17 protein-coding genes are annotated in these 24,303 nt (G+C 40.8%); 13 read left to right on the top strand and 4 right to left on the bottom strand.

What is annotated here, in order from left to right; translation table 11 throughout:
• Window positions 1-92 precede the first annotated feature (92 nt).
• The 6 genes from ABFU83_RS11640 to ABFU83_RS11615 all read left to right on the top strand — a co-directional run bounded on the left by ABFU83_RS11640 (window position 93) and on the right by ABFU83_RS11615 (window position 8,523).
• On the top strand, window positions 93-1,736 hold the full coding sequence (locus ABFU83_RS11640; RefSeq protein WP_347066129.1) for an IPT/TIG domain-containing protein: 1,644 nt from the start codon (window positions 93-95) through the stop codon (window positions 1,734-1,736).
• Window positions 1,737-1,762: 26 nt separating this feature from the next.
• Entirely contained in the window at window positions 1,763-2,836 is a 1,074-nt protein-coding gene (locus ABFU83_RS11635) for a hypothetical protein (RefSeq protein WP_347066127.1), read from the top strand.
• A gap of 40 nt (window positions 2,837-2,876) precedes the next feature.
• Window positions 2,877-3,995, top strand: coding sequence for a T9SS type B sorting domain-containing protein (locus tag ABFU83_RS11630; RefSeq protein ID WP_347066125.1), 1,119 nt, complete (start codon window positions 2,877-2,879; stop codon window positions 3,993-3,995).
• A 241-nt stretch (window positions 3,996-4,236) separates the two neighbouring features.
• A complete protein-coding gene (locus ABFU83_RS11625) occupies window positions 4,237-8,031 on the top strand; it encodes a YDG domain-containing protein (RefSeq protein WP_347066124.1) in 3,795 nt (1,264 codons plus the stop codon).
• Window positions 8,032-8,090: 59 nt separating this feature from the next.
• A complete protein-coding gene (locus ABFU83_RS11620) occupies window positions 8,091-8,315 on the top strand; it encodes a hypothetical protein (protein ID WP_136402325.1) in 225 nt (74 codons plus the stop codon).
• A gap of 73 nt (window positions 8,316-8,388) precedes the next feature.
• Window positions 8,389-8,523, top strand: a complete 135-nt coding sequence (locus tag ABFU83_RS11615) for a hypothetical protein (protein ID WP_347066122.1) — start codon at window positions 8,389-8,391, stop codon at window positions 8,521-8,523.
• A 184-nt stretch (window positions 8,524-8,707) separates the two neighbouring features.
• Here the strand turns inward: ABFU83_RS11615 and ABFU83_RS11610 are convergent, their stop codons facing one another.
• A complete protein-coding gene (locus ABFU83_RS11610; protein WP_347066121.1) occupies window positions 8,708-10,297 on the bottom strand; it encodes a peptide chain release factor 3 in 1,590 nt (529 codons plus the stop codon).
• 236 nt (window positions 10,298-10,533) lie between these two features.
• Between ABFU83_RS11610 and ABFU83_RS11605 the strand changes: the two genes are divergently transcribed.
• From ABFU83_RS11605 to ABFU83_RS11585, 5 genes are all read left to right on the top strand, one after another.
• Window positions 10,534-12,501: a peptidylprolyl isomerase gene (locus ABFU83_RS11605; RefSeq protein WP_347066119.1), complete on the top strand. Its 1,968-nt coding sequence runs from the start codon at window positions 10,534-10,536 to the stop codon at window positions 12,499-12,501.
• Window positions 12,502-12,505: 4 nt separating this feature from the next.
• The gene (locus ABFU83_RS11600; RefSeq protein WP_347066117.1) at window positions 12,506-13,357 is read left to right on the top strand and encodes a hypothetical protein; all 852 of its coding nucleotides are present in this window, start codon (window positions 12,506-12,508) and stop codon (window positions 13,355-13,357) included.
• Window positions 13,341-14,708, top strand: a complete 1,368-nt coding sequence (locus ABFU83_RS11595) for a peptidylprolyl isomerase (RefSeq protein ID WP_347066115.1) — start codon at window positions 13,341-13,343, stop codon at window positions 14,706-14,708. The genes ABFU83_RS11600 and ABFU83_RS11595 overlap by 17 nt, the downstream gene beginning before the upstream one ends.
• Before the next feature lie 82 nt (window positions 14,709-14,790).
• The gene (locus ABFU83_RS11590) at window positions 14,791-15,744 is read left to right on the top strand and encodes a MoxR family ATPase (RefSeq protein WP_347066114.1); all 954 of its coding nucleotides are present in this window, start codon (window positions 14,791-14,793) and stop codon (window positions 15,742-15,744) included.
• A gap of 52 nt (window positions 15,745-15,796) precedes the next feature.
• The gene (locus tag ABFU83_RS11585; RefSeq protein ID WP_347066113.1) at window positions 15,797-16,165 is read left to right on the top strand and encodes a hypothetical protein; all 369 of its coding nucleotides are present in this window, start codon (window positions 15,797-15,799) and stop codon (window positions 16,163-16,165) included.
• 72 nt (window positions 16,166-16,237) lie between these two features.
• Here the strand turns inward: ABFU83_RS11585 and ABFU83_RS11580 are convergent, their stop codons facing one another.
• On the bottom strand, window positions 16,238-17,374 hold the full coding sequence (locus ABFU83_RS11580) for a hypothetical protein (protein ID WP_347066111.1): 1,137 nt from the start codon (window positions 17,372-17,374) through the stop codon (window positions 16,238-16,240).
• A gap of 37 nt (window positions 17,375-17,411) precedes the next feature.
• Here ABFU83_RS11580 and ABFU83_RS11575 point away from each other — a divergent pair, with 37 nt between their 5' ends.
• Both ABFU83_RS11575 and ABFU83_RS11570 read left to right on the top strand, forming a co-directional pair.
• Complete coding sequence (locus tag ABFU83_RS11575) at window positions 17,412-18,527, top strand: acyltransferase (RefSeq protein ID WP_347066109.1); 1,116 nt, start codon at window positions 17,412-17,414, stop codon at window positions 18,525-18,527.
• Between the two features lie 342 nt (window positions 18,528-18,869).
• The gene (locus ABFU83_RS11570; protein ID WP_347066107.1) at window positions 18,870-21,134 is read left to right on the top strand and encodes an aconitate hydratase; all 2,265 of its coding nucleotides are present in this window, start codon (window positions 18,870-18,872) and stop codon (window positions 21,132-21,134) included.
• 164 nt (window positions 21,135-21,298) lie between these two features.
• On the opposite strand, the gene ABFU83_RS11565 is transcribed toward ABFU83_RS11570, so the two are convergent.
• Both ABFU83_RS11565 and ABFU83_RS11560 read right to left on the bottom strand, forming a co-directional pair.
• Window positions 21,299-22,750, bottom strand: coding sequence for a glyceraldehyde-3-phosphate dehydrogenase (locus ABFU83_RS11565; RefSeq protein WP_347066105.1), 1,452 nt, complete (start codon window positions 22,748-22,750; stop codon window positions 21,299-21,301).
• 140 nt (window positions 22,751-22,890) lie between these two features.
• Window positions 22,891-24,285, bottom strand: a complete 1,395-nt coding sequence (locus tag ABFU83_RS11560) for a trypsin-like peptidase domain-containing protein (RefSeq protein WP_347066103.1) — start codon at window positions 24,283-24,285, stop codon at window positions 22,891-22,893.
• Window positions 24,286-24,303 lie beyond the last annotated feature (18 nt).

Below are 24,303 nucleotides of genomic sequence, written 5' to 3'. Positions count from 1 at the left end.
AATGTGGTAATTAGTGTCTGGTTATTAGGGTTCTATATTTTTGTATGGCTCAAAATGAATGGGTAGAATACAATAAAAAAGAACTTATTTGAATGAAATTATTACAATTCAACATATCAAAATTAATTTGTAAACAAAGCTTTTTCGGAGTACTGGCATTAATGTTGTTCGCGGTGAACACCACACAGGGACAGGCAATTTTTAGCAATCCGATAACCGGGACAAATCCGAATACGGCCAATCCGTATACGACCGGGCAAACGGTAAGTCCAAATATTACCGTTTCGGGTATTGGCCGCGGATCGGGAATTACCGGAACCAATACCAACAACCGGTATAATGCTACGGGTTGGAATTCCGGAACCCTTTCGAATACCAAATATTTTGAATTTACACTCACACCATCGTCGGGTTATCTTATAAAATTTGTCAGTTTTGAATACACGGCACAAGCTTCCGGAACCGGGCCGACATCCTTTTCGTTTCGATCGTCATTAGATGGTTATGGAACCAACATCGGTGCGGCAAATGCAAACGGAACGACCATCAGTTTGGCGGCAGCAGCCTATCAGAACGTTACAGCTCCAATTACCTTCCGACTTTATGCCTGGGGCGCTTCTGCGGCTGGAGGAACGTTTAGTATAAACGACTTTGCTTTTAACGGAATTATAACCACAGCTTGTACGCAACCCACAGTAACCAGTTTTCTGCCAACATCGGCACCGGTTAACGCCCTGATCAAAATCAACGGTAGCGGATTTATGAATGGATCCGGAACTTCGGCAGTTTTGTTTAACGGTGTACCGGCAACGTCTTTTACCGTTATTTCAAATACGCTTATCGAAGCCGTAGTACCGGTTGGAAGCACCACGGGTGCGGTGAGTATCACGACCAACAACTGTACGGGGACTTCACCGGTTTTTACCGTACTTCGATCGACTTGTACCATGTTGTATTCCGATATTTTTATTTCGGAATTATACGATGCGGATCGTGGTGATGGCGGAATTATCGAACTGTATAACGGAACAGGAGCAACCGTCAATTTATCACAATATGCTGTTCTACGATACGGAACGGCCGGTGATCCGGTGCCTTCCTATACGATAAACCTGTCCGGAAATTTAGCATCCGGAAGCCTGTATCTGATCCGAATTGGAAACGATGCTCCGATTTGTACGTTTCCGCAAAATATAGCATACCAGACCGGATTTAATGCAGACGACGGCTTTGAACTGGTTAAAGGTGGAAATGTAATCGATGCGGTTAATGCGCCGGATAATACCGGGTATACCATGATCCGCAGAAACGACGTAGTAGCGCCAAACAGTGTTTATGTGCCGAGTGAATGGAATTCGTCATCAATAGAAAGTTGCGACGATATTGGGATTCACAATTATACGGTATCCAATACCACCTCAATAACCACGCAACCGATAGTACGTATGGTATGCGAAGGACAATCGGCTACTTTTTCGGTGGCCATGAATAATCCAACAGGAGTAACCTATCAATGGAAAATGCTAAATAGTGCCGGAGTCTGGGTAAATGTAACCAATGCAGCGCCTTATTCCGGAGCGACAACAGCAGTATTAACGATCAATAATGTTCCAATCGGATTTAACGGGAATCAGTATTACTGTTTTGTGACCACGCCGAGCTGTCAGGAACATTCCTATGCCGCAACGGTAAAAGTAGTGCCAAAACCAACTACCATGGGGATTTATTACAATTAACAAGAAACTCATCAAAAAACTCAATAATGAAAAAGAACTATTTTAAAGCATTAATTTTCACGATAGTGATGTTGGCTACCTTAGGAACGTATGCGCAACAAACCATCTGCGTAGGCGCAACAAAGAATTATAGCGTAAATACTCCGGGTACAGGGCCTGCGGGATCGACTTATACATGGACGGTAACACCGGCCACATTTGCCGGAACTATTACCGGAACACCCAATGTAAATACCAACGCGATCACGATTAACTGGGGAACCACCCCGGCGGGCGTATATACCCTTCAGGTTATCGAAACCAATGCTTCGGGATGTCCCGGAACGCCAGTAAACCTTACTGTTACGATAGAAGCGGCACCAGCCAATCCGGTTGTAACATTGGTTCAGCCAACCTGTACTGTAGCAACGGGAACCATTACGGTAACACCGCCAGCCACAGGAACCGGATATACCTATAGTATTGATGGTGTAAACTACCAGGCATCAAATGTTTTCAATAACGTAACAACAGGATCGTATACTGTAACCATCAAAAGTGCCGGAGGATGTATTTCAGGAAGTACACCAGCTGTGATCGATCCGCAACCGGCATTGCCATCGGCACCGGTAGCTTCGGTAACACAACAACCAACCTGTACGGTAGCTACGGGAACGATAACGGTAACCGCACCAACCGGAACGGGTTACGAATACAGTGTTGACGGAACAAATTATCAGACAGGAATGCAGTTCACCGGGCTTACGGCAGGAGCAACGTACAATGTTACGGTAAAAGCACCGGGCGGATGTATTTCTACAGCAACGACAGTAACCATCGATGCACAGCCGGTAGCACCGGTAACACCTGCAGTAATAGTAACACAGCCTACGTGTTCGCAACCAATGGCTACTATTGAAGTGACCGCGCCACTGGGAACCGGATTAACGTATAGTATCGATGGGGTGAATTATCAGACCAATCCAATTTTTAATAACGTAGGACAAGGTTCGTATTCGGTAACGGTACAAAACGCTGGCGGATGTTTTTCACCGGTACAAAACGAAACCGTAAACCCGCAACCATCGGCACCAACCACATCAGCAATCATTTTCAATTAGTAAACCGATAGCGATCGGCAGATTGGAAAAAAACAAAAGAATGAATCAAAAAAGAAGTCATAAAATAATACGCGCTGTGAATCCGAAACTACGAAAACTTGTTCTGAATACCTGTAGTAGTATCCTGTTGGGTATGGGGATTACAGGTTATGCCCAACAGGTCATCTGTCAGGGGATGAGTTCTTCGGTATATAAAGTCGATGCTGCCGAAAACAACGGATTGGGAACACCGGGTTCGGTATATAGCTGGACCATTCCGAATCCGAACTTTTCCGGAGCAATAAGCTTTTCGAATCCGGCGGGTACCAACGAAATAAAAGTCAACTGGGGGAATTCACCGGCGGGAACCTATACGATACAGGTTCAGGAAAAAGACGCGGCAACAGGATGTTTGGGGCCGATGCAACAACTAACCGTATCGTTGAAAAATGCCCCGCAACCTCATTTAGGAAACCAGTCGACTTGTGTAAACCCGGTAACCGGAAATCTGGTGGCTCCTGTTATTTTAAATCCGGGAATTCCGGCAAGCGGTTATACTTTTGTATGGACGTTTAACGGAGGAACCTTACCCAATACCACGCCAACCCTTTCGGTAAACCAACCGGGGAATTATACGGTTACGGTAACCGATACCGCTACCGGTTGTCAGGGAGCAGCTTCGGCAACGATCACGGTTTCGTCGACGGCTGTCGTACAGGCCATCGTAAAAGAAGCATTCGATCTGGATCAGATCATCGTAGTTTCGGCACAGGGATCGGGAGATTACGAATACCAGTTAAACGATGGACCGCTCCAGGATAGTCCGGTTTTCCAGGTAAGCACGGCGGGTTATTATACCGTACGGGTACACGATAAAAAAGGATGTGGCGACAGTCCGCTACGTGTATTGGTGTTGAACTACCCGCGTTACTTTACGCCAAACGGGGATTCGTACCACGATTACTGGAATATAAAAGACTTACCCAATCCGGAGAAGGCGACTATTACCATTTTTGATCGTTACGGAAAGTTGATCAAGCAACTTTCTCCTAAAGAAAGAGGGTGGGATGGTACCTATAATGGTTATCCGCTGCCTTCGACCGATTATTGGTTTGTATTGCATTATTATGACGAAGGAGTGCAAAAAGAATTTAAGGCACACTTTAGTATGAAGCGATAGTTTTTATTTTTGAGAGGAATAATTATGATCCTGTTAGAGAACCATTATGGATAATCTGACAGGATTTCCTTTTTTAGGCTGAAAAAAAATCGAATATCATAATGAAATAATGCGATAAAAAGCATGAAAAATGCGATAAAAAGTATTTTTGGGTGTTAATTAATATATTGGTAACATACTCATTTTCAAAATAGGTAACATCTTTATATCTTTGAAGTCTCAAAAAAACAAAAGTAAATTTATGAAACAAAAACTACATCAATTCTCATTGAAATATGCCCTATTCCTCGTGGTATGCTTTATGGGACTTAACACGTGGGGGCAGGTGAGTATTACTGCTTTACCTTACACCAAATCGGACAATTTTGATGCTTACAACCCATCAAATGCAACAAATGCGACTAATACGCTTCCAGCAGGTTGGTCTTTATCAGGTCCTACATCTTATAACGGAAGAAGTACGGGTACAGCAAATGGAGGAGGATTTTATGCCTATGGCGTAACAACTCCATCAGTCAACTTTAGTTTGGGGGCTTTACCATCGAGTACTAATACATACACGTACACCGTGAGTTTTGTAAATAATTCAGGATCTGCTATTACCTCATTAAAACTTTCCTGGGATTATCAGCAATGGCGTTATGGAGGTGCCAATACTTCCGGATGGGATCTTACCGGTACCGGAGCATTAGCTACGAATACAACTTTAAATGGAAAAGATTTCTCAGGAGTAGCGACAGGGACAAATGGTAACGTTGCTACAACACCAGTAGCTGAATTTACCTTAACCGGATTAAATATTGCTCCCGGAGCATCTTTTGGTATGTCTTGGGTATCGACAAATCTTTCAGGAACCGATAACGGAGTATCGATCGATAACTTTAACATGACCGCTACAGGTTTACCACCAGTGGCGCCGGTAGTAACAGGAGCTACTTTTAACGGAACCGTAGCAACCGCTTTTAGTCAGACGATTTCGGCTACAGGTAACCCAACAAGTTATACCTTGTTAACAGGTACTTTACCAGCTGGATTATCTTTAAATACAACAACAGGAGCGATTACCGGAACACCAACAGCAGTTTCATCGGCTTCGGTAACAGTAAAAGCAACCAATACTGTCGGGGATAGTGACCCGGCAACGATCAATTTTAATATTGGAAAAGGAAGCCAGACGATAACCTTCGCCAATATTAACAAACAATATGGTGACGCGGATTTTGCCTTAACAGGAACATCCAGTTCCGGATTGGCGGTTTCGTATAGCAGTAGTAATCCGGCAGTAGCAACTATTTCCGGAACTACCGTAACGATTATCGGAGCAGGAACAACCAATATTACTGCTTCTCAGGCAGGTGATGCCAATTATAATGCGGCTACCGATGTAGTGCGTACTTTAACAGTATCTAAGAAAAATGCAAACATTACTGGTGTAACGGCAAACAATAAAGTAGCCGACGGAACTACAGCAGCAACCTTATCGGGAACGCCAACACTAACAGGAATATTAGCAGCAGATGTAGCCAATGTAACTTTAGGAGGAACTCCGGTAGCGACATTTGCTTCCTCGGCGATTGGAAACGGAATTGCTGTGACGGTAACCGGATATACCATCTCCGGGTCGGCAGCAGCCAACTATAACGTAGTACAGCCAACCGGACTTACGGCTAATATTACAGCAATTGCTGAGCCGGTAGCAACAGCAGCAACGGCAGTAAACGCAAACGATTTTACAGCACATTGGAGTGCGGTTCCACAGGCTGATGCCTATCTTTTGGACGTGAGTGAATACGCTTCATTTTCAACTTCGGCAACTGCTAATATTTTAGAAAAATTCGAATCAGGATTAAGTACCAGCGGTTACGGGTTCGGAACTGTAACACTTACATCAGGAGTCTGGAGTATAAATGCGGTTCTACGAGCGGCTGTGTCTAGTGCCTATGATGGATATGGAGCACAATTACGAGCTAGTGATGGTAAAATGACATCACCAAGTTTTTCAAAAGTAACGTCGGTAACGTTCTTTGCTAAAAGAGGATCAAGTGCCAGTACTTTAAAAGTAAGTAAAATCGTAGGCGGGGTTACCACTTTATTGGAGTCATTCCCGTTAGATAATCTCGGATTTGATGAATATACCGTAGCGGTTAACGAAACGGCAAGCGATGTGAAAATCGTATTTGAAAACGGAAGCGGTGTTGGTTATATCGATGAGGTAACCATTAACTACACTACTACAGCACCTTCGTTTGTAACCGGGTATGACGGCAAAAACGTAGGGAATGTTACTTCTTATGTAGTAACCGGATTAAACCCAAATACAACCTACCACTACAGAGTTCGCGCAAAAAACACATCGACAACATCGGCCAATTCCAACGTAATTGATGTAACAACAGCTTTGACAACCGTAACCTGGAATGGAACGGCATGGTCGAATGTTTCCGGACCAACAGCAACAATCGAAGCCGTTATTGCCGGAGCGTATAACACCAATACGAACGGCGTGTTTACCGCTAAAAAACTAACGTTAAACTCGGGATCTTTCCGTTTGGCATCTGGAACCAATATTACCGTTGTTAACGATGTGGTAAACAATATGACGGCAGCAGATTTCGTAATCGAAAACAACGCCAACTTAATCCAAACAAACGCAGTAGCAAATACAGGAGCGGTAACCGTACATAGAAATTCTGCACCGATCGTAAGACTTGATCATACATTATGGTCAGCACCGGTTGAAGGACAAAACCTTTTTGGTTTCTCACCAAATACGCTGACAAACCGTTTCTATACCTATCAGACTACAACGAATACTTATGTGAATACAGGTTTAACCGCTTCTTCTACATTTGTACCGGGTAAAGGATTTGCAGTACGAGCGCCAAACAATTATCAAACATCTCCGGCTGCAGCTTGGGAAGGAGTTTTTGTTGGAAAACCAAATAACGGAAACGTTACGTTTACTTTAGAAAACACCGGAACAGGATACAACCTTGTAGGAAATCCTTACCCATCGGTTATCGACGGAACGGCTTTCTTAGGTGGAAACGCAACAATCGACGGAACATTATATTTCTACGCACATACCTTAACGATGAACGCTCAGGGACAATTTCCGGCGGGAACCAACTATGCTACATGGACACCGGGATCGGGAGGAGTTGCGGCTACTTTGGGAACTTCGGGAGTTCCGGCCAATGTGCCAAACGGTAAAATCCAGGTAGGACAAGGATTTATTGTGAAATCCATACCAGCTGGTGGAAATGTGAGCTTTGTAAATACGATGCGTTCGACTGATAATAATGATCAATTCTTTAGAGGAGTGGCTGGTGCTACTACCGCAACACCGGAAGAAATCGAAAGACACCGTATCTGGTTAAATCTAACCAATGATTCCGGAACGGCTTTCAATCAAATCTTAGTAGCCTATGCACAAGGTGCTACAGAAGGAGTAGACAGAGGATACGACGGATTGGCTTTTGGAAACACGGGAAGCAGCTTGTCTTCGAAAATTGAAGCAGCCGATTATACCATTCAGGGGCGTGCGTTGCCGTTTAATGACAACGATGTGGTAGCCTTAGGATTTAAAGCGGCTACTGCTGGAAACTACACCATCACCTTGTCTTCATTCGACGGATTGTTTGCTGGAAATCAGGATGTTTATATTAAAGATAATGCCAACAACGGAGCATTACACAACCTGAAAAACGGAGCGTATACCTTTGCATCGGCAGAAGGAACTTTTGATAACCGTTTTGAGATAGTGTACAAAACTACCTTGGGAACAATCGATGCTACATTGGATGCCAATGCAGTGGTTGTATACAAACAAAATACAAGCTTACATATCGAAACGAAAAATACTTCAATCAAAGAGGTAACCATTTTCGATATCAACGGACGTATGGTATATCAAAAAGCAAAAGTGAACAACAACACCTTGGTGATTTCAGATCTTTCTGTAGCGCAACAAGTGTTATTGGTTCAGGTAACGGCTGAAGATAACAAAACGACAACAGTAAAAGTAATTTATTAAATAAAATAGAAATCGGGTATGGTAAATATGTTACTTTACCCGATTTAATCCCATATATTATGAAGAAGATAGGAGTATACAGCTACATTTTTATTTTTACATTATTAGCTAATGTGGTAGCATTTGCAGAAGAAGATCCTGGAGATTTTGGTGGAGATCCTGATGATAACCCATTGGATACGCCAGTGGTGCCAATTAACGGATACGTGATATGGATGGCATTTATTGCAATCGCTTTTGCGATATTTGTGATCAATAAAAGAAGAGCAGCATTGCGTAACTAGAAATAAAAAAACCGGCTTAACTAGCCGGTTTTTTTATGCCTTGTTTGTATTTGCTTTTCGATAGTATTTTCGGATGAGTGAGAACGCTAGAATGATCGCCATAATAGCCAATAGTAAAGTGTATTGGTTTATCGGAACCGGTACTACAGGGTCTTCCTCACCCGGAGGATCATTAGGGGATAATTCATCAGCAAATAATGAAATGTAAGAAAATAATGAAAAAATAATCATCCATTTTTTTTGTAAAAGTGCGCTCATAAAACTTAATTAGGGAGCATAAAAATAGGAAAAATCCGGATAATATGTTAAATTTTACTATTAAATTAAGTGTCTTGTAAAATAAAAAAGCGTAAACTTTTGGTTTACGCTTTTTGGATATAAAGAAGTCTTTTTTAGTTTAATTCCGATGTAAAATGAAGTTTTACGGTAGGATATTTACTCTGTGTCATCTGAATTGAGAAATCCGAATCGGCAAGAAATACCAGTTGTCCGTATTTGTCTTTTGCCAGGAATTTTTGTTTGATTCGTTTAAACTCGGCAAATTCTTCGTTTTTAGTGTCTTCCGGACGTACCCAACAGGCTTTAAATGCCGGGAAGTTTTCGTACGAACATTTAGCGCCATATTCGTGTTCCAAACGGTATTGGATTACTTCATACTGAAGTGCGCCTACGGTTCCGATCACTTTACGGTTGTTCATTTCCAGTGTAAACAACTGTGCCACACCTTCATCCATAAGTTGATCAATTCCTTTTTCAAGCTGTTTGGCTTTCATTGGATCGGCATTGTTGATATAACGGAAATGCTCCGGTGAGAAACTCGGGATTCCTTTAAAGTTCATTAATTCTCCTTCGGTCAGGGTATCGCCGATTTTAAAGTTTCCGGTATCGTGTAATCCCACAATATCACCCGGATACGAAATATCCACAATCTCTTTCTTTTCCGCAAAAAAGGCATTCGGACTTGAGAATTTTAAGTTTTTACCCAAACGCACGTGTAAATACGGTTTGTTTCGTTCGAATACACCCGATACGATCTTAATAAATGCTAGTCGGTCACGGTGTTTCGGATCCATATTAGCGTGAATTTTAAACACAAATCCTGAAAATTTGTCTTCGTCCGGTTTTACGTTACGCGTATCCGAATCTTTCGGTCTTGGTGATGGCGCAATCTCGATAAAACAATCCAACATTTCGCGAACCCCGAAATTGTTTAAAGCCGAACCGAAAAATACCGGTTGCAGGTTTCCTTCAAGATAGGCATCGCGATCAAACGGAGGATATACTTCATCGATAAGCTCCAGTTCTTCACGTAATTTATTCGCCGGTTTTTCACCGATTATCGTTTCCAGTTCCGGACTGTTGATATCCGAAAAAGCAATGGTTTCTTCTATGTTTTTACGGCTGTCACCTTCAAAAAGATTGATGTTCTTTTCCCAGATGTTATAAATTCCCTGGAAATCGTATCCCATACCGATAGGGAAACTAAGCGGTGTTACTTTTAAACCCAGCTTTTTTTCCACTTCGTCCATCAGGTCAAAAGCATCCTTACCTTCACGGTCTAACTTATTGATAAAAACGATCATCGGGATATTACGCATACGGCATACTTCCACGAGTTTTTCGGTTTGTTCCTCAACCCCTTTGGCCACGTCAACCACCACAATCACACTGTCGACTGCTGTTAAGGTACGAAAGGTATCTTCGGCAAAATCCTTGTGACCCGGAGTGTCCAGGATATTGATTTTTTTGTCTTTATAATTGAACGCTAAAACGGAAGTTGCCACCGAGATCCCTCTCTGGCGCTCGATTTCCATAAAATCCGAAGTTGCTCCTTTTTTGATTTTATTGCTTTTTACAGCACCCGCTTCCTGAATAGCACCACCAAATAGTAACAGTTTTTCCGTTAATGTGGTTTTTCCGGCATCCGGGTGAGAGATAATACCAAAGGTTCTTCTGCGTTGAATTTCTTTTTGAAAGCTCATTTTAACAAAAATTAAGGACTGCAAAAGTAGCTATAATTTATGAGAACTTTTTAATCGGTTTAAAAATAAGAGCCTTACATCCCGCGATAATTTTTTGTTAATAGTAAAACGCATAGTTGTATAATGTAATTGAATTGTTATTTTTGTTGATTGCTAATCAACTAGTATAATGGCAATCGCTTTGGTGGTTGTAGATTTTTTTCGAGACTATAAATTATTTAAAATATTTTGAAAGAATGAGGTTAAAATATGTTCTGTTAGGTCTTTGTGTAGCAGCGACTGCCATGTCGTATGCACAGGATAAAACGAAAAAAGTACTTTTCAATATTGATAATCATCCTTATTATACCGACGAATTTAGCCGGGTGTACAAGAAAAATCTGGATTTGGTAAAAGACGAGTCACAAAAAAATCTGGATCAATATCTGGATTTGTTTTTGGGATATAAACTGAAAATTCAGAAAGCCAACAAGCTGGGATTACAAAATGACGCCAATTATTTAGCGGAGTTAAAATCGTATCGTACGCAATTGTCGCGTAACTACATGACCGATACTAAAGTGACCAAAGAGCTTGTAGATGAAGCCTATCAGCGTTCCCTAAAAGAAATCAAAGCTTCTCACATATTGATTACGGTCGATGAAAATGCATCGCCGGCTGATACATTAAAAGCCTATAATCAAGCTATGGATATCCGCAAAAAAGCGGTGGCAGGTGAGAGTTTTGACGATCTGGCGACACGTTATTCGCAAGATCCTTCTGCAAAAGATAACAAAGGTGATTTAGGTTATTTTTCGGTTTTCAGAATGGTATACCCATTTGAAACGGCAGCCTATAAAACCAAAAAAGGAGAGGTGTCCCTACCGGTTCGTACGCGATTCGGTTATCACCTGATCAAAGTAAACGATATCCGCGATAACAGAGGACAGGTTTCCGTAGCACATATTATGTTGATGAAAGCCGAGAATCCGGTTGAAGGCGAATCGATTAAAAACAATATCGACGACATCTATAAAAAAATCAAACAGGGCGAAAACTTCGAAAGTTTGGCACAACAATTCTCACAGGATCGTTCTTCTGCCGGAAAAGGCGGGCATTTACAACGTTTCGGATCGGGAGAGTTGAGTTCTGAAAAATTCGAAGACGTTGCTTTTTCACTTAAAAATCCGGGTGATATCTCCGAACCATTTCAAAGTCAGTTCGGATGGCATATTATCAAACTGATCGAAAAAACCCCGGTTCGCAGTTTTGCTGATGTACAAACGGAAATGGAATCCCGAGTACGTAAAGACGATCGTTCCAAACTGATCGATGCTTCGTTAAGTGAAAAACTGGCTAAAAAATACAATATAGAGAAAAATCCAAAACTATATGCAAAAGCAGCCAAATTAGTAACCGACAAATTTTATGAAGAGGCTTGGGAAGTTCCGGCTTCCACTCCGGAATTGGAAGGTACTCTTTTGGTGATCAATAAAGATAAAAAAGTAAGTGCGCTTGACTTTTTAGATTTTGTCAACACACAACAAAAAACAAAATGGGGTATCCGTCCGATCGGAAAAGTGGTTGACCAGTTGTATGGTAAATTTATCCACAACCAGTTAATGAACTATTACAACGACAATCTGGAAAAAGAGAATCCGGAATTTGCCAACGTAATGGACGAATACCGCGACGGATTGCTATTGTTTGATTTGATGGAAAAAGAAATCTGGAACAAAGCGAAAACCGATACCTTAGGGTTAAAAGCATTCTACGAGAAAAACATTGCCAATTACCAATGGCATCCGCGAGTAGAAGCTAATGTGTTTTCCTCGACCCAACAGGATGCAATCCAGCAGACCTTAAAATTTCTGAAAAAGAAAAAATCCATCGATTTTATCAAAGAACAACTGAATAAAGACAACAAAGTGTCTATTATGGTGAAGACTGGCGTTTTCGAAGAAGGAAGCGAAGCCTTACCAAAATACCCGAAACTAAATGTGGGGATTTCGGATGTGATCAAAGACGGAAATTACTATTTCGTAATCGACGTGCTTAAAAAAATGCCAAAAGGACCGAAAACATTTGAAGAAACCAAAGGGAAAGTAATTAACGATTACCAGCAATACCTGGAAAGCAAATGGGTGGACGAACTGAAAAAAGAGTTTACCATCAACATTGATAAAGGTGTATTTAGCGAGGTAAAACAGGAATTACAGCAATAAATAGATGAATAAAGCCGCTGTACTGTTTTTAATAGTGTTTTCGGTTTGGTCCTGCGACTATATCCGACCGAAACAAAAGCCCGAAGCAATTGCACGGGTAAACGATTCCTATCTGTATGCAGACGAAATCAAAGGATTGGTTCCTGCCGGAACCTCCAAAGCGGATAGTCTGATGATTGTTAAAAATTATATCGACAGATGGGCAACGCGTACACTATTGATGGATGCGGCCGAAGTGAATCTTAGTGATAAGGAAAAAGCCTCTTTTGACGTTTTGATCCAACAATACACAACCGATCTGTATACGGGTGCTTATATTGAACAAGTCGTGAAACAGGCTATTGATACGACGATAACAAAAGACGAATTGTTGCGTTATTATCAGGCAAACAAAGAAAATTTCAAAACAACCGGGACATTAGTCCGGTTAAAATATATCAATCTGACCAAAGATAATCCTAAATTTGCAGTCATCAGAAGCCGATTCAACTCATCCCGTAAAGAAGACAAAAAAGCATTAGAAGGAATGACGATACAATTTAAGAGCTATGCTTTTAACGACACGGTATGGGTCGATATGAATCAGGTGTATCGAAACCTACCGTTTGTAAACCCGGATAATCGGGACCGTTATATAACCGACGGAATCTCGTATGAATATCAGGACAGTCTTTCGGCCTATCTGGTAAAAGTGAATAAGGTTTTAGATCGGAACCAAACGGCGCCGTTCGAATATATAAGCCCAACGATAAAACAAATATTATTAAATAACAGAAAATTAGAATACATTAAGAAATTTGAAAAAGAGATCACTAATGATGCCATTAAAAATAAGAAATATGAAGTTTATAAATAAAAAGGCGGCTTTGATTTTCGGGTTGTCTCTGGCGTTCTTCGGAACAGCTCAGGCGCAACAAACCCCGAAAAAGAAGATTGACGGAGTGGTAGCCGTAGTTGGGGAATATGTTGTATTGGATTCGGATATCGACAAAACATTTGTCGAGTTACAGGCACAAGGGATTGACATCAAAAATATCACGCGTTGTGAAATGTTCGGGAAACTTTTGGAAGATAAATTATATGCCCATCAGGCCGTTCAGGATAGTATCGTGGTGACCGATCAGGAGGTGCACGACTTTATGAACTCGCAGTTAGACCAGATGGTAGAGCAGGTAGGTTCGATTGATAAAGTAGTGAAATTCTACAACAAAAAGAATCTTGAAGAATTTAAAACCTACTTTTTCGACATCGTAAAGATGAACAAACTAACCTCGCAAATGCAACGTAAGGTAGTGGATGCGGTAGAGATTACTCCGGAAGAAGTGCGTACGTTCTTTAAAGGGATTCCAAAAGAAGAATTACCGGTTTTCGGAGCCGAAATGGAAGTAGCGCAAATTGTGATTAACCCTAAGATTTCCGATGCTGAAAAACAAAGGGTAATGAATCAGTTACGCGAAATTAAAAAAGATGTAATGGATAATGGTGCCAGCTTTTATAGTAAAGCGGTATTGTTTTCGGATGATAAAGCGTCGGTACCAACAGGAGGTTTTTATAAAATCACCCGAAAAACACCATTCGTAAAAGAATTTAAAGATGTGGCTTTTAGTTTGGCGGAAGGAGAAATTTCCGAACCGTTTGAAACTACTTATGGGTATCATATTATCTACCTGGAGAAAATCCGTGGTCAGGAACTGGATTTAAGACATATTTTGATCATTCCGAAAGTATCGGATGAGGCAATGAAAGAAGCTAAAGAAAAAATCGAAAAAATCCGTCAGCGTATTGTAAGCGGAGAGATTAAGTTTGCCGATGCGGCGCGCGCTTCTTCCGATGAAAAAGAAACCCGTAACAGCGGTGGACTTTTAGTAAATCCAAGAACGTTGGAAACCCGTTTTGAGTTGACTAAAATGGATCCGGCGCTTTACAGCCAGGTGGCCGATTTAAAAGATGGAGCGGTATCGTTGCCGTTGGTGGATGCAGATGAAAAAGGAATGAAGCATTACAAATTATTGACGGTTACCAATCGTTATGATGAGCATACGGCCGATTATGCTAAAGATTACCTTAAAATCAAAGAATTGGCTTTAAAGGAAAAACAAATTAAAGCCATCGCCAAATGGACCGAAGAGAAAATTAAAGAAACCTATATTAAAATCAACGGAGATTACAGAGACTGTAAATTCACGAATAACTGGTTGAAAAAATAATTTTTAAAAAATAATTAAAAGAGTTAGTTTTATGAATTTAAAGCTAACTCTTTTTTAATTTAACAGATACGAATAAAATATTATGTCAGACGTTGCAGCAATTCAAAACCTGGTTCAGAAACAAAAAGCCTTAAAAGAGGAAATCGCTAAAATTATCGTGGGTCAGGAAGAAGTGGTGAACCAGATTGTATTGAGCATTTTTGCCGGAGGACACGCCTTGTTGGTAGGGGTTCCGGGATTGGCCAAAACATTAATGGTAAACACCATTTCACAGGCTTTGGGATTGGACTTTAAACGAATTCAGTTTACACCCGATTTAATGCCGTCTGATATTCTGGGAAGCGAAATTCTGGACGAATCGCGGACTTTTAAGTTTATTAAAGGGCCGGTTTTCTCCCATATCATCCTTGCCGATGAGATCAACCGTACACCGCCAAAAACCCAGGCGGCACTTTTGGAAGCCATGCAGGAAAAAGCGGTAACCATTGCCGGGCATCACTATAAATTGGATTTGCCGTTTTTTGTATTGGCAACCCAAAACCCGATTGAACAGGAAGGTACCTATCCGTTACCGGAAGCGCAGTTGGATCGTTTTATGTTTGCGATCAAATTAAATTACCCGACTTTTGAAGAAGAAGTACAAGTAGTAAAAAGTACTACTTCGGATGTAAGTGCTACCATAAATCCATTGTTTACCGCTCAGGAGATCATCGATTTCCAACATTTGATCCGTCGTATTCCGGTAGCGGATAACGTGATCGAATATGCCGTTACTTTGGTAAGTAAAACCCGACCGGATAATGCGTTGGCAACCGATTATGTAAAAAATTATCTGGATTGGGGAGCTGGCCCACGAGCTTCGCAAAACCTGATTTTGGCAGCGAAAACAAACGCCGCTTTAAATGGAAAATTTTCTCCGGATATCGAAGATGTAAAAGCGGTAGCTACCGGAATTTTACGTCACCGTATTATTAAGAATTATAAAGCAGATGCCGAAGGAATTACGGAAGAGATGATTGTTGCGAAATTATTATAATTTTTTTTGATTTATTACGTTTTTGTTAGGACGAACCAGAAACTGTTATCAAATGAAAAATATTGTAAAGAATCTGCCGGAATATGCCTTGATGGGATTGGCGGTTTTCAGTTTTGTAGAAACGCTAATTGTAAAAGGGCAAATCAGTTACCTGATGATTGTAGTGCTGACCATTATGGCGGCGCAAGTCGTCTTTAAAAACCGCTATCTCGGAATTTTTATTGGACTGATCATGGGATTGGTGTCTTTTGGATTATTCCTGGCCGTACTATCCGATTATCGAAAGTTTCCGGAAGTGACCACGAAAGCTATCGAACTGATAACAGTGGGAAGTTTACTATCGTTGACCGGAGCAATACTTGCAGCGGTGATGATTTTTAAATATTTTAATCAGGAAGAAAAAGTAGCGGTAACGCAATAAATAAATCAAAATAAAACAAAAAGCGCCTTTTCAATACTTTCGAAAAGGCGCTTTTTTGTTTGTAGAGAAAATCTATTTTGAGGTGATTTTCTGTTCCAATTCGCGGTCGTAAAAAAACAAAAACATACTGCCCATCATATCCTGTTCGGATGCGGAAGTGTTGTTGACATTTAAAACCAATTCGTATTCGTGGTTGCTGTAAAGCCACACACCGGTTTCGGAGTGGAATGGCTGGATTTCCTTTAGTCCAATCTTGTCTTTATAGTTGGTCACCTTACAGCTAAAAACGGTTTTGCCGGTTGTCTTGTCGTAAATGCCGATCGCGGTTGCAAACGGATGTACGTGCGGTGCCGAAAAATGCAAACGCGCACTATCTTGAATTTGTAATTGTTCGGTGATACTGCTTCTATAGGTAGCGATACCGGTCGGAATTACCCAATGACCGGACAATTTGTTTCCGTTTTTATCTTCATATGTGTGATTTTTGGTTTCCACGGGAATACATTGGTTACTTCCCGGATCCAACGGACCTTTAAAGGGATCGTGCTTGTCGAAAGGTAATTGTATAAAAACGGTTTTACTCATCAACGGTTTTATGGCTTTTGGCGAAGCCTCGTATTTTACGGTGATTTTGTGTTTTACCTTTTTAAAGATATCCGGTATATTCTGATTCAAAGTCTGCGAGGTCACAAAAAGAAAATCATTACCGATAATCGGAACGCCATAGCCTTCCGGAAAATCAAAACGCTCCAATCCTTGCGATAAAGAAGTAAGGCGCGGATATTGTTTGCCGATGCGGTCGTCTAACTGCCAGTGGTTATAATAGTTTACATCGTTAATATCAACATTCATATGACAGATATAATCATTGGATAACGGCGCATTCGTGTTGGCATCAAACGCCTGTACGTCAAAACCTTTAATCCATAATAATTTTTCGGTCTGATTCAGTTGGATATAACGGGAGGCTTTCGGACCTTCCATTGATTTGTAGATGCCGTCAATAAGAAAAGTGGGCGATAGCATTTTGTACTCCTGTATGCCATTGGTTACTATCCAATCACTGTCCAGTAATCCGGTAAAATGTAAAACCTGTGTCTTTACAATTGCCTTATGCCGGTTGGTGAGTTGGGAGTATACGATTCCGATCACAGCTAAAATAAAGACAATCAGGATTGTGAAATATTTATATATCTTTGATTTTTTCATAAGAAAATGCAGTATAAAACAAAAATAGATAAATAAAATGAATGCGACCACAATAACAGGAACGGAACGTATTTTCGGATTGGATGTGATGCGGGCTACGGCAATCTTAATGGTGTTGGGCGGTCATTTGTTGTGGATTTATCCGGATTGCCCGGGAATTTTAGGACAACTCTTTACGCTGTTTGGGTTTTGGGGTGTGGAATTGTTTTTTGTATTAAGCGGATTTCTGATCGGAGGTATCTTATACCGTCTGTTTGTAACGACGGATTTTAACCGTACTACTTTTTTTTATTTTCTGCAACGAAGAGGATTTCGAACATTACCGAATTACTATTTAATATTGCTACTGAATTGCGGTTTGGGACTCTTGTTTGGCTTTCAAATGGAACAGGCGGGCTATTATTTTCTATTTCTGCAAAATTTTGCGACCACCATGCCGACCTTTTTTCCGGAATCCTGGAGCTTGTCGGTGGAAGAATTTGCCTATCTGATTGGCGCGCTGGCATTTTTTATAGCTGCCTTGGTGTTTCCGCGGAAAAATAAATCCCGTCTTTTTTTAGCGGTGGTTTTAGGATTGATTCTATTGTTTATAGGTGCCAAAGTCGGATACTATTTTTGGACTTCCAATACCACTTTGATACAATGGAATGTATCGTTAAAAGTAGTCGTAATTTATAGAATAGATTCTATTTTAATCGGAATGGCCTTTAGCTGGCTGTATATTAATTATTCGGAATTCTGGCTAAAACACAAACTGAAAATCGCCGTTTTGGGTTGTGTGCTGATGGTGTTTATGTTTGTCGGCGTGGGATTTTTTCAGATTTTAATCGAAAACTATCCGTTCTTTTGGAATGTACTTTATTTGCCCATTACCTCGTTGACCTTTGCGTTGTTTCTGCCACTTTTGTCCGAATGGAAAACGGCACCATCCTGGTTTGCTAAGCCTGTTACCTTAATAAGTCTGATTTCATATTCAATCTATCTGATTCATTACAGCCTTGTTTTACAACTGCTTAAATATTGGATCGATACGGTTTCTTTATCGGGTTGGCAATTGCATCTTTTTACAGTATTCTACCTTACGATTACTTTTTTACTGAGTTATCTGTTGTATCGTTATTATGAAAAACCGATAATGGCGCTCAGAAAGTAAAATACGGATCGACTTTAAAATTTTTTTTCATTTTTTTTGACGGATAAAAACACTTGTTTCGACCTGTTTATGGGCTTTTTCGGGTGTCCTGATTTTGGAATTTATTAGTAAATGAGTGGTTTTTTTTAGGAATCGACAATATAAAATTAAAAAATTATGAATTTATCGCTTTTAGGGGTTATTTCTAGGAATCGTTGAAAAATATTCATCAAAATAGAATGTTTATAAATAATAATTCTTTGAATTTAAAGAAATACTAAAAATTTTCAAATCTCATTAGGATTGATTAAATTTGTACCGCTTTAAGTAAACAAACAAATAATAACATAACTCATTCATAGTATGGCTTTTGATATAGAAATGATTAAAAAAGTGTACGGAAACATGGCTGAACGTGTGGATAAAGCACGGGAACTTGTTGGTCGTCCGCTAACATTATCTGAAAAGATTTTATATGCTCATCTTTGGGAAGGAACCCCTTCTCAGGCATTCACAAGAGGTAAGGATTATGTGGATTTTGCACCGGATCGTGTTGCTTGTCAGGATGCTACGGCACAGATGGCTTTATTGCAGTTTATGCATGCCGGAAAAAACAAAGTAGCGGTTCCAACAACGGTACACTGTGATCACCTTATCCAGGCGAAAGTAGATGCTAAAACCGATTTGGCAAGAGCAAAATCACAAAGTAGCGAAGTATTCGATTTCTTATCGTCTGTTTCAAATAAATACGGTATCGGATTCTGGAAACCGGGAGCGGGAATTATTCACCAGGTAGTATTAGAAAACTATGCTTTCCCTGGAGGGATGATGATCGGAACCGATTCGCATACGGTAAATGCCGGTGGATTGGGAATGTTGGCCATCGGAGTTGGTGGAGCGGATGCGGTAGACGTAATGTCCGGAATGGCCTGGGAATTAAAATTTCCGAAATTAATCGGTGTTAAATTAACCGGTAAATTATCAGGATGGACAGCACCAAAAGACGTAATCTTAAAAGTAGCCGGTATCCTTACTGTAAAAGGGGGGACGGGAGCTATCGTGGAATATTTTGGAGAAGGAGCAACGTCAATGTCATGTACAGGTAAAGGTACTATCTGTAATATGGGGGCTGAAATCGGAGCGACAACTTCAACTTTCGGATACGACGAATCTATGGATCGTTACCTGCGTTCTACAGGACGTGCGGAAGTTGCTGATGCAGCCAATGCAATCGCAAAATATTTAACGGCTGACGAAGAAGTATATGCGAACCCGGAACAATACTTCGATCAGGTAATCGAAATCAACCTTTCGGAATTAGAGCCACACTTAAACGGACCATTTACTCCGGATTTAGCGACGCCAATCTCTAAAATGAGAGAAGAAGCCGAGAAAAACAACTGGCCTTTAAAAGTTGAAATCGGATTGATCGGTTCTTGTACGAACTCCTCTTACGAAGATATTGCACGTGCTGCATCTTTAGCAAAACAGGTAGCCGACAAAAAATTAAAAACAAAAGCACAATTCACCATCACACCGGGGTCGGAGCAGGTGCGTTACACGATCGAGCGTGACGGATTTATCGATACGTTCGATAAAATCGGAGCAACCGTATTTGCCAATGCATGTGGACCATGTATCGGTATGTGGGATAGAGAAGGTGCTGAAAAAGAAGAAAGAAATACAATCGTTCACTCGTTCAACCGTAACTTCTCAAAACGTGCCGATGGTAACCCGAATACATTAGCATTCGTAGGATCACCGGAATTGGTAACGGCTTTGGCTATTGCAGGAGACTTAGGATTTAATCCGTTAACCGATAAGTTAATCAACGAAGACGGAGAAGAAGTAATGTTAGACGAGCCAAGTGGTGATGAATTACCAAAACAAGGATTCGCAGTAGAAGATGCCGGATATCAGGCACCTGCTGAAGATGGATCTGGAGTTCAGGTAGTGGTTGCGCCAACATCAGAGCGTTTACAGTTGTTAGATCCGTTCCAGCCTTGGAATGGTGAAAACATCACCGGAGCGAAGTTGTTGATCAAAGCTTTTGGAAAATGTACAACGGATCACATTTCCATGGCAGGTCCTTGGTTACGTTTCCGTGGTCACCTGGATAATATTTCCAACAATATGTTAATTGGTGCGGTGAATGCTTTCAATCAGAAAACAAACAACGTGAAAAACCAATTGACAGGTGAATACGGTGAAGTACCGGCTGTACAACGTGCTTATAAAGCGGCTGGAGTACCTTCAATCGTTGTGGGTGACCATAACTACGGTGAGGGATCTTCACGTGAGCACGCTGCAATGGAACCACGTCACTTAGGTGTGAAAGCGGTATTGGTAAAATCGTTTGCCCGTATCCACGAAACCAACCTTAAAAAACAAGGTATGTTGGCATTAACGTTTGCTAATGAGGCCGATTACGATAAAATCCAGGAGAATGATACTATCAATTTCTTAGATTTAAAAGAATTTGCGCCAGGTAAACAATTAACGTTAGAGTTTGTTCATGCCGATGGTTCAAAAGATATCATCATGGCAAACCATACCTACAACGAAGGTCAGATTGGCTGGTTTGTAGCAGGTTCTGCTTTAAATTTGATCGCCGCTGGTAAAGCATAGTCAAATCATAACTATAGTAAAAGGGCTGTCTGAAAAGATGGCTCTTTTTTTGTGTGTAACATCTGACAGGTTTTTAAAACCTGTCAGATGTGGAAAAAATAAAGGAATAAAAAAAACGCCCCGAATTTAATCGGGGCGTTTTTATAATGTTGCAAAGCAAACGATTAATAATACATATAACGTCTTACTTTGGCGATATATTTTGCCAGACGAATTACCTGGTGGCTGTAACCGTATTCGTTGTCGTACCAAACATATAATACTACATTTTTACCATCGGCAGAAACAATTGTCGCATTACTGTCGAAAATTGACGGAGCAGAAGTTCCTACGATGTCCGAAGAAACCAACTCATTGTTTAATGAATATTTGATTTGCTCAACCAATTCACCTTCCAGAGCATATTGTTTCATGATGTCGTTAACACCTTCTTTAGAAGTTTCTTTTCCAACTTCAAGATTCAATACCACTAATGAACCGTTTGGAACCGGTACACGGATCGCGTTTGAAGTTAATTTACCGGCCAATGCAGGTAATGCTTTGGCAACGGCACTTCCGGCACCTGTTTCGGTGATTACCATATTTAAAGCGGCAGCTCTTCCACGACGGTATTTTTTGTGCATGTTGTCAACCAGATTCTGGTCGTTGGTATACGCGTGGATTGTTTCTAAATGTCCTTTTACTACTCCTAAAGTGTCTTCAACAGCTTTTAAAATTGGCGTGATTGCATTCGTAGTACATGAAGCAGCCGAGTAGATTTTTACTTCATCCGGATTGTAATCCGTGTGGTTTACACCGTATACGATGTTTGGAACACCTTTACCTGGAGCAGTAAGTAATACTTTGTCGGCTCCTTTTGAAGTCAGGTGACGGCTAAGTGCTTCTTCGGTTGTAAAAGCACCGGTATTATCGATGATCAACGCATCGTTGATACCGTATTGTGTATAGTCGATTTCTTCCGGAGCATTAGCCGTAATAATATGTACGGTTGTTCCATTGATGATCAATGCATTGTTTTCAGGATCTGCGGTAACCGAACCTTCGAAATCACCATGAACAGAATCGTAACGCAATAAAGAAGCGCGTTTTTCTAATAAAACAGCATCGTTTTTATCGCGGGTCACAATCGCACGCAAACGCAATTGTTGTCCTTTTCCGATTTTCGACATTAATTCACGGGCTAATAAACGTCCGATACGTCCAAAACCATATAATACCACATCTTTTGGTTGGATATCTTTGGTTTCTTTTGCATGTTTCAGTTTGTCTACTACGAAAGCAGTAGCGTCGTTATATTTATCGTCTTCTAAATGGTATTCGTATGTTAATTTACCGATGTCAATTCGGGAAGGAGGTAAGTCCAAAGCTTCAATAGCTCTGGCGATCTCCACAGAATCAAAAATGTTGATTGGTTTTTGAACAAATTCACCGGCATATTCATGTAAGTTGATGATGTCGCTTACATTTCGGTCGATCAATTGGTTTCTGAAAAGAACCAATTCAATAGACTTGTCATACCATAGGTCGCTAATGATTTTGATAAATTCAACGCCGGCTCTTCTTCTGTCTGCCTGAAAAGCCAACTCTTTCTCGTAAACAGCACTGTTGTTGTTCATTATAGTTAAAAAGTTAGGATTGTGTTGTTAAATAAAATTGGTGCAAAAGTATTGATTTTTACTGAATTTATTTTTGCAAAAAGCAACTTTTTTAAAATTAAAAACCCTGCTTTTTAGCAGGGTTCATTTTGGGAGGATTTTTACTGGGTAATCACCTGTACTAAGGCTCCTTTTCGGGTAATCAGTTCCATTCGAACCGATTGTCCTTCGCCTTTTCGGGACAACGCTTGTGACACCGTTTCGATGTCGGTCGCCTTCGCACCGTCTACATTCAGGATGATACTTCCTTTAAGGTCATTCGCATATTTTAGCAGATTGCCACTGGTGATGTCTTTTATTTTGACGCCATAATTGATGTTAAACATTTTTTTCTCTGCCGGTCCGATATCTTCCAGTTCCAGACCGTTAAAATCATAGTTGAGTAATTCGCGTTTGGTCAGTTCTATTTTGATGTCTTTACGGCTTCCTTCGCGGATGATTCCGGCAATCACTACATCATTCGGACGTTTGGTGTTTACATAGGACGACATATCGGCATACGAATTAATCGGTTGATTGTCGAGTTGTACGATAATATCACCTTTTCGCAATCCGGCTTTTTCGGCACCCGATTTTTTAGAAACAGCGGTTACGTAAAAACCTTGAGTTAGTTTTACACCAAATTCTTTAGACGCTGTGCTGTTGAGTTCGGCACCTTCCACACCCAATACACCGCGTTGTACGTTACCGTATTCCATCAAATCCTCAACAATTTTACGGGTGATGTTAGAAGGAACGGCAAAAGAGTAGCCGACATACGATCCGGTTACCGATGAAATCATGGTATTGATTCCAATTAGCTCACCACGGGTGTTTACCAGGGCGCCACCACTGTTACCCGGATTAACAGCGGCATCGGTTTGAATAAAAGACTGAATGCCATTATTAGCCAAATTACGTGCTTTTGCAGACACGATACCGGCTGTTACTGTCGATGTCAGGTTGTATGGATTACCAACGGCCAATACCCATTCGCCTACCTTAATATTATCGGAGTTTCCGAAAGTGGCATACGGTAGTTTTTCGTCGGAATCAATCTTAAGTAAGGCAATGTCCATTTTACTGTCCGTTCCAACCAGTTTGGCTTTATAGGTTTTATTGTTGTTTAAGGTAACTTCCAGGTCGGTCGCATTCTGAATTACGTGATTGTTGGTCACGATATAACCGTCCTGGGTAATGATAACACCCGAACCGGTTCCGATCTGAGTTTGCTGCTGGTCACCGCGGTAACCGTAGAAAAACTCCATTAAAGGATTCGTTGGGATTTTAGATACAGAAACATTTTTCACGTGTACAACCGAATGTACGGCACTTTCGGCAGCAGCGGTAAAGTCTAAATTTTCGGCAGCACCAAGGCTAACATTTCGGGTATAGTTGGGCGCGATAGAAAGTTGGGAATCAGCTGGAGCAGATGGGTCAAAAAAGAGTTTGTAAGCTCCGAGGGTTGTAGCTCCACTTAACAGGGAGACTAAGAATAAACTTGATAATCGTTTCATATTCGCTGGCATATTTAA

Source organism: Flavobacterium sp. WV_118_3 (genome assembly GCF_039778605.1).
In the GTDB taxonomy this organism is placed as follows: Bacteria; Bacteroidota; Bacteroidia; order Flavobacteriales; family Flavobacteriaceae; genus Flavobacterium.
The sequence above is the reverse complement of the archived record's forward strand: the minus strand, read 5'-3'. Positions and strand labels throughout refer to the sequence as shown.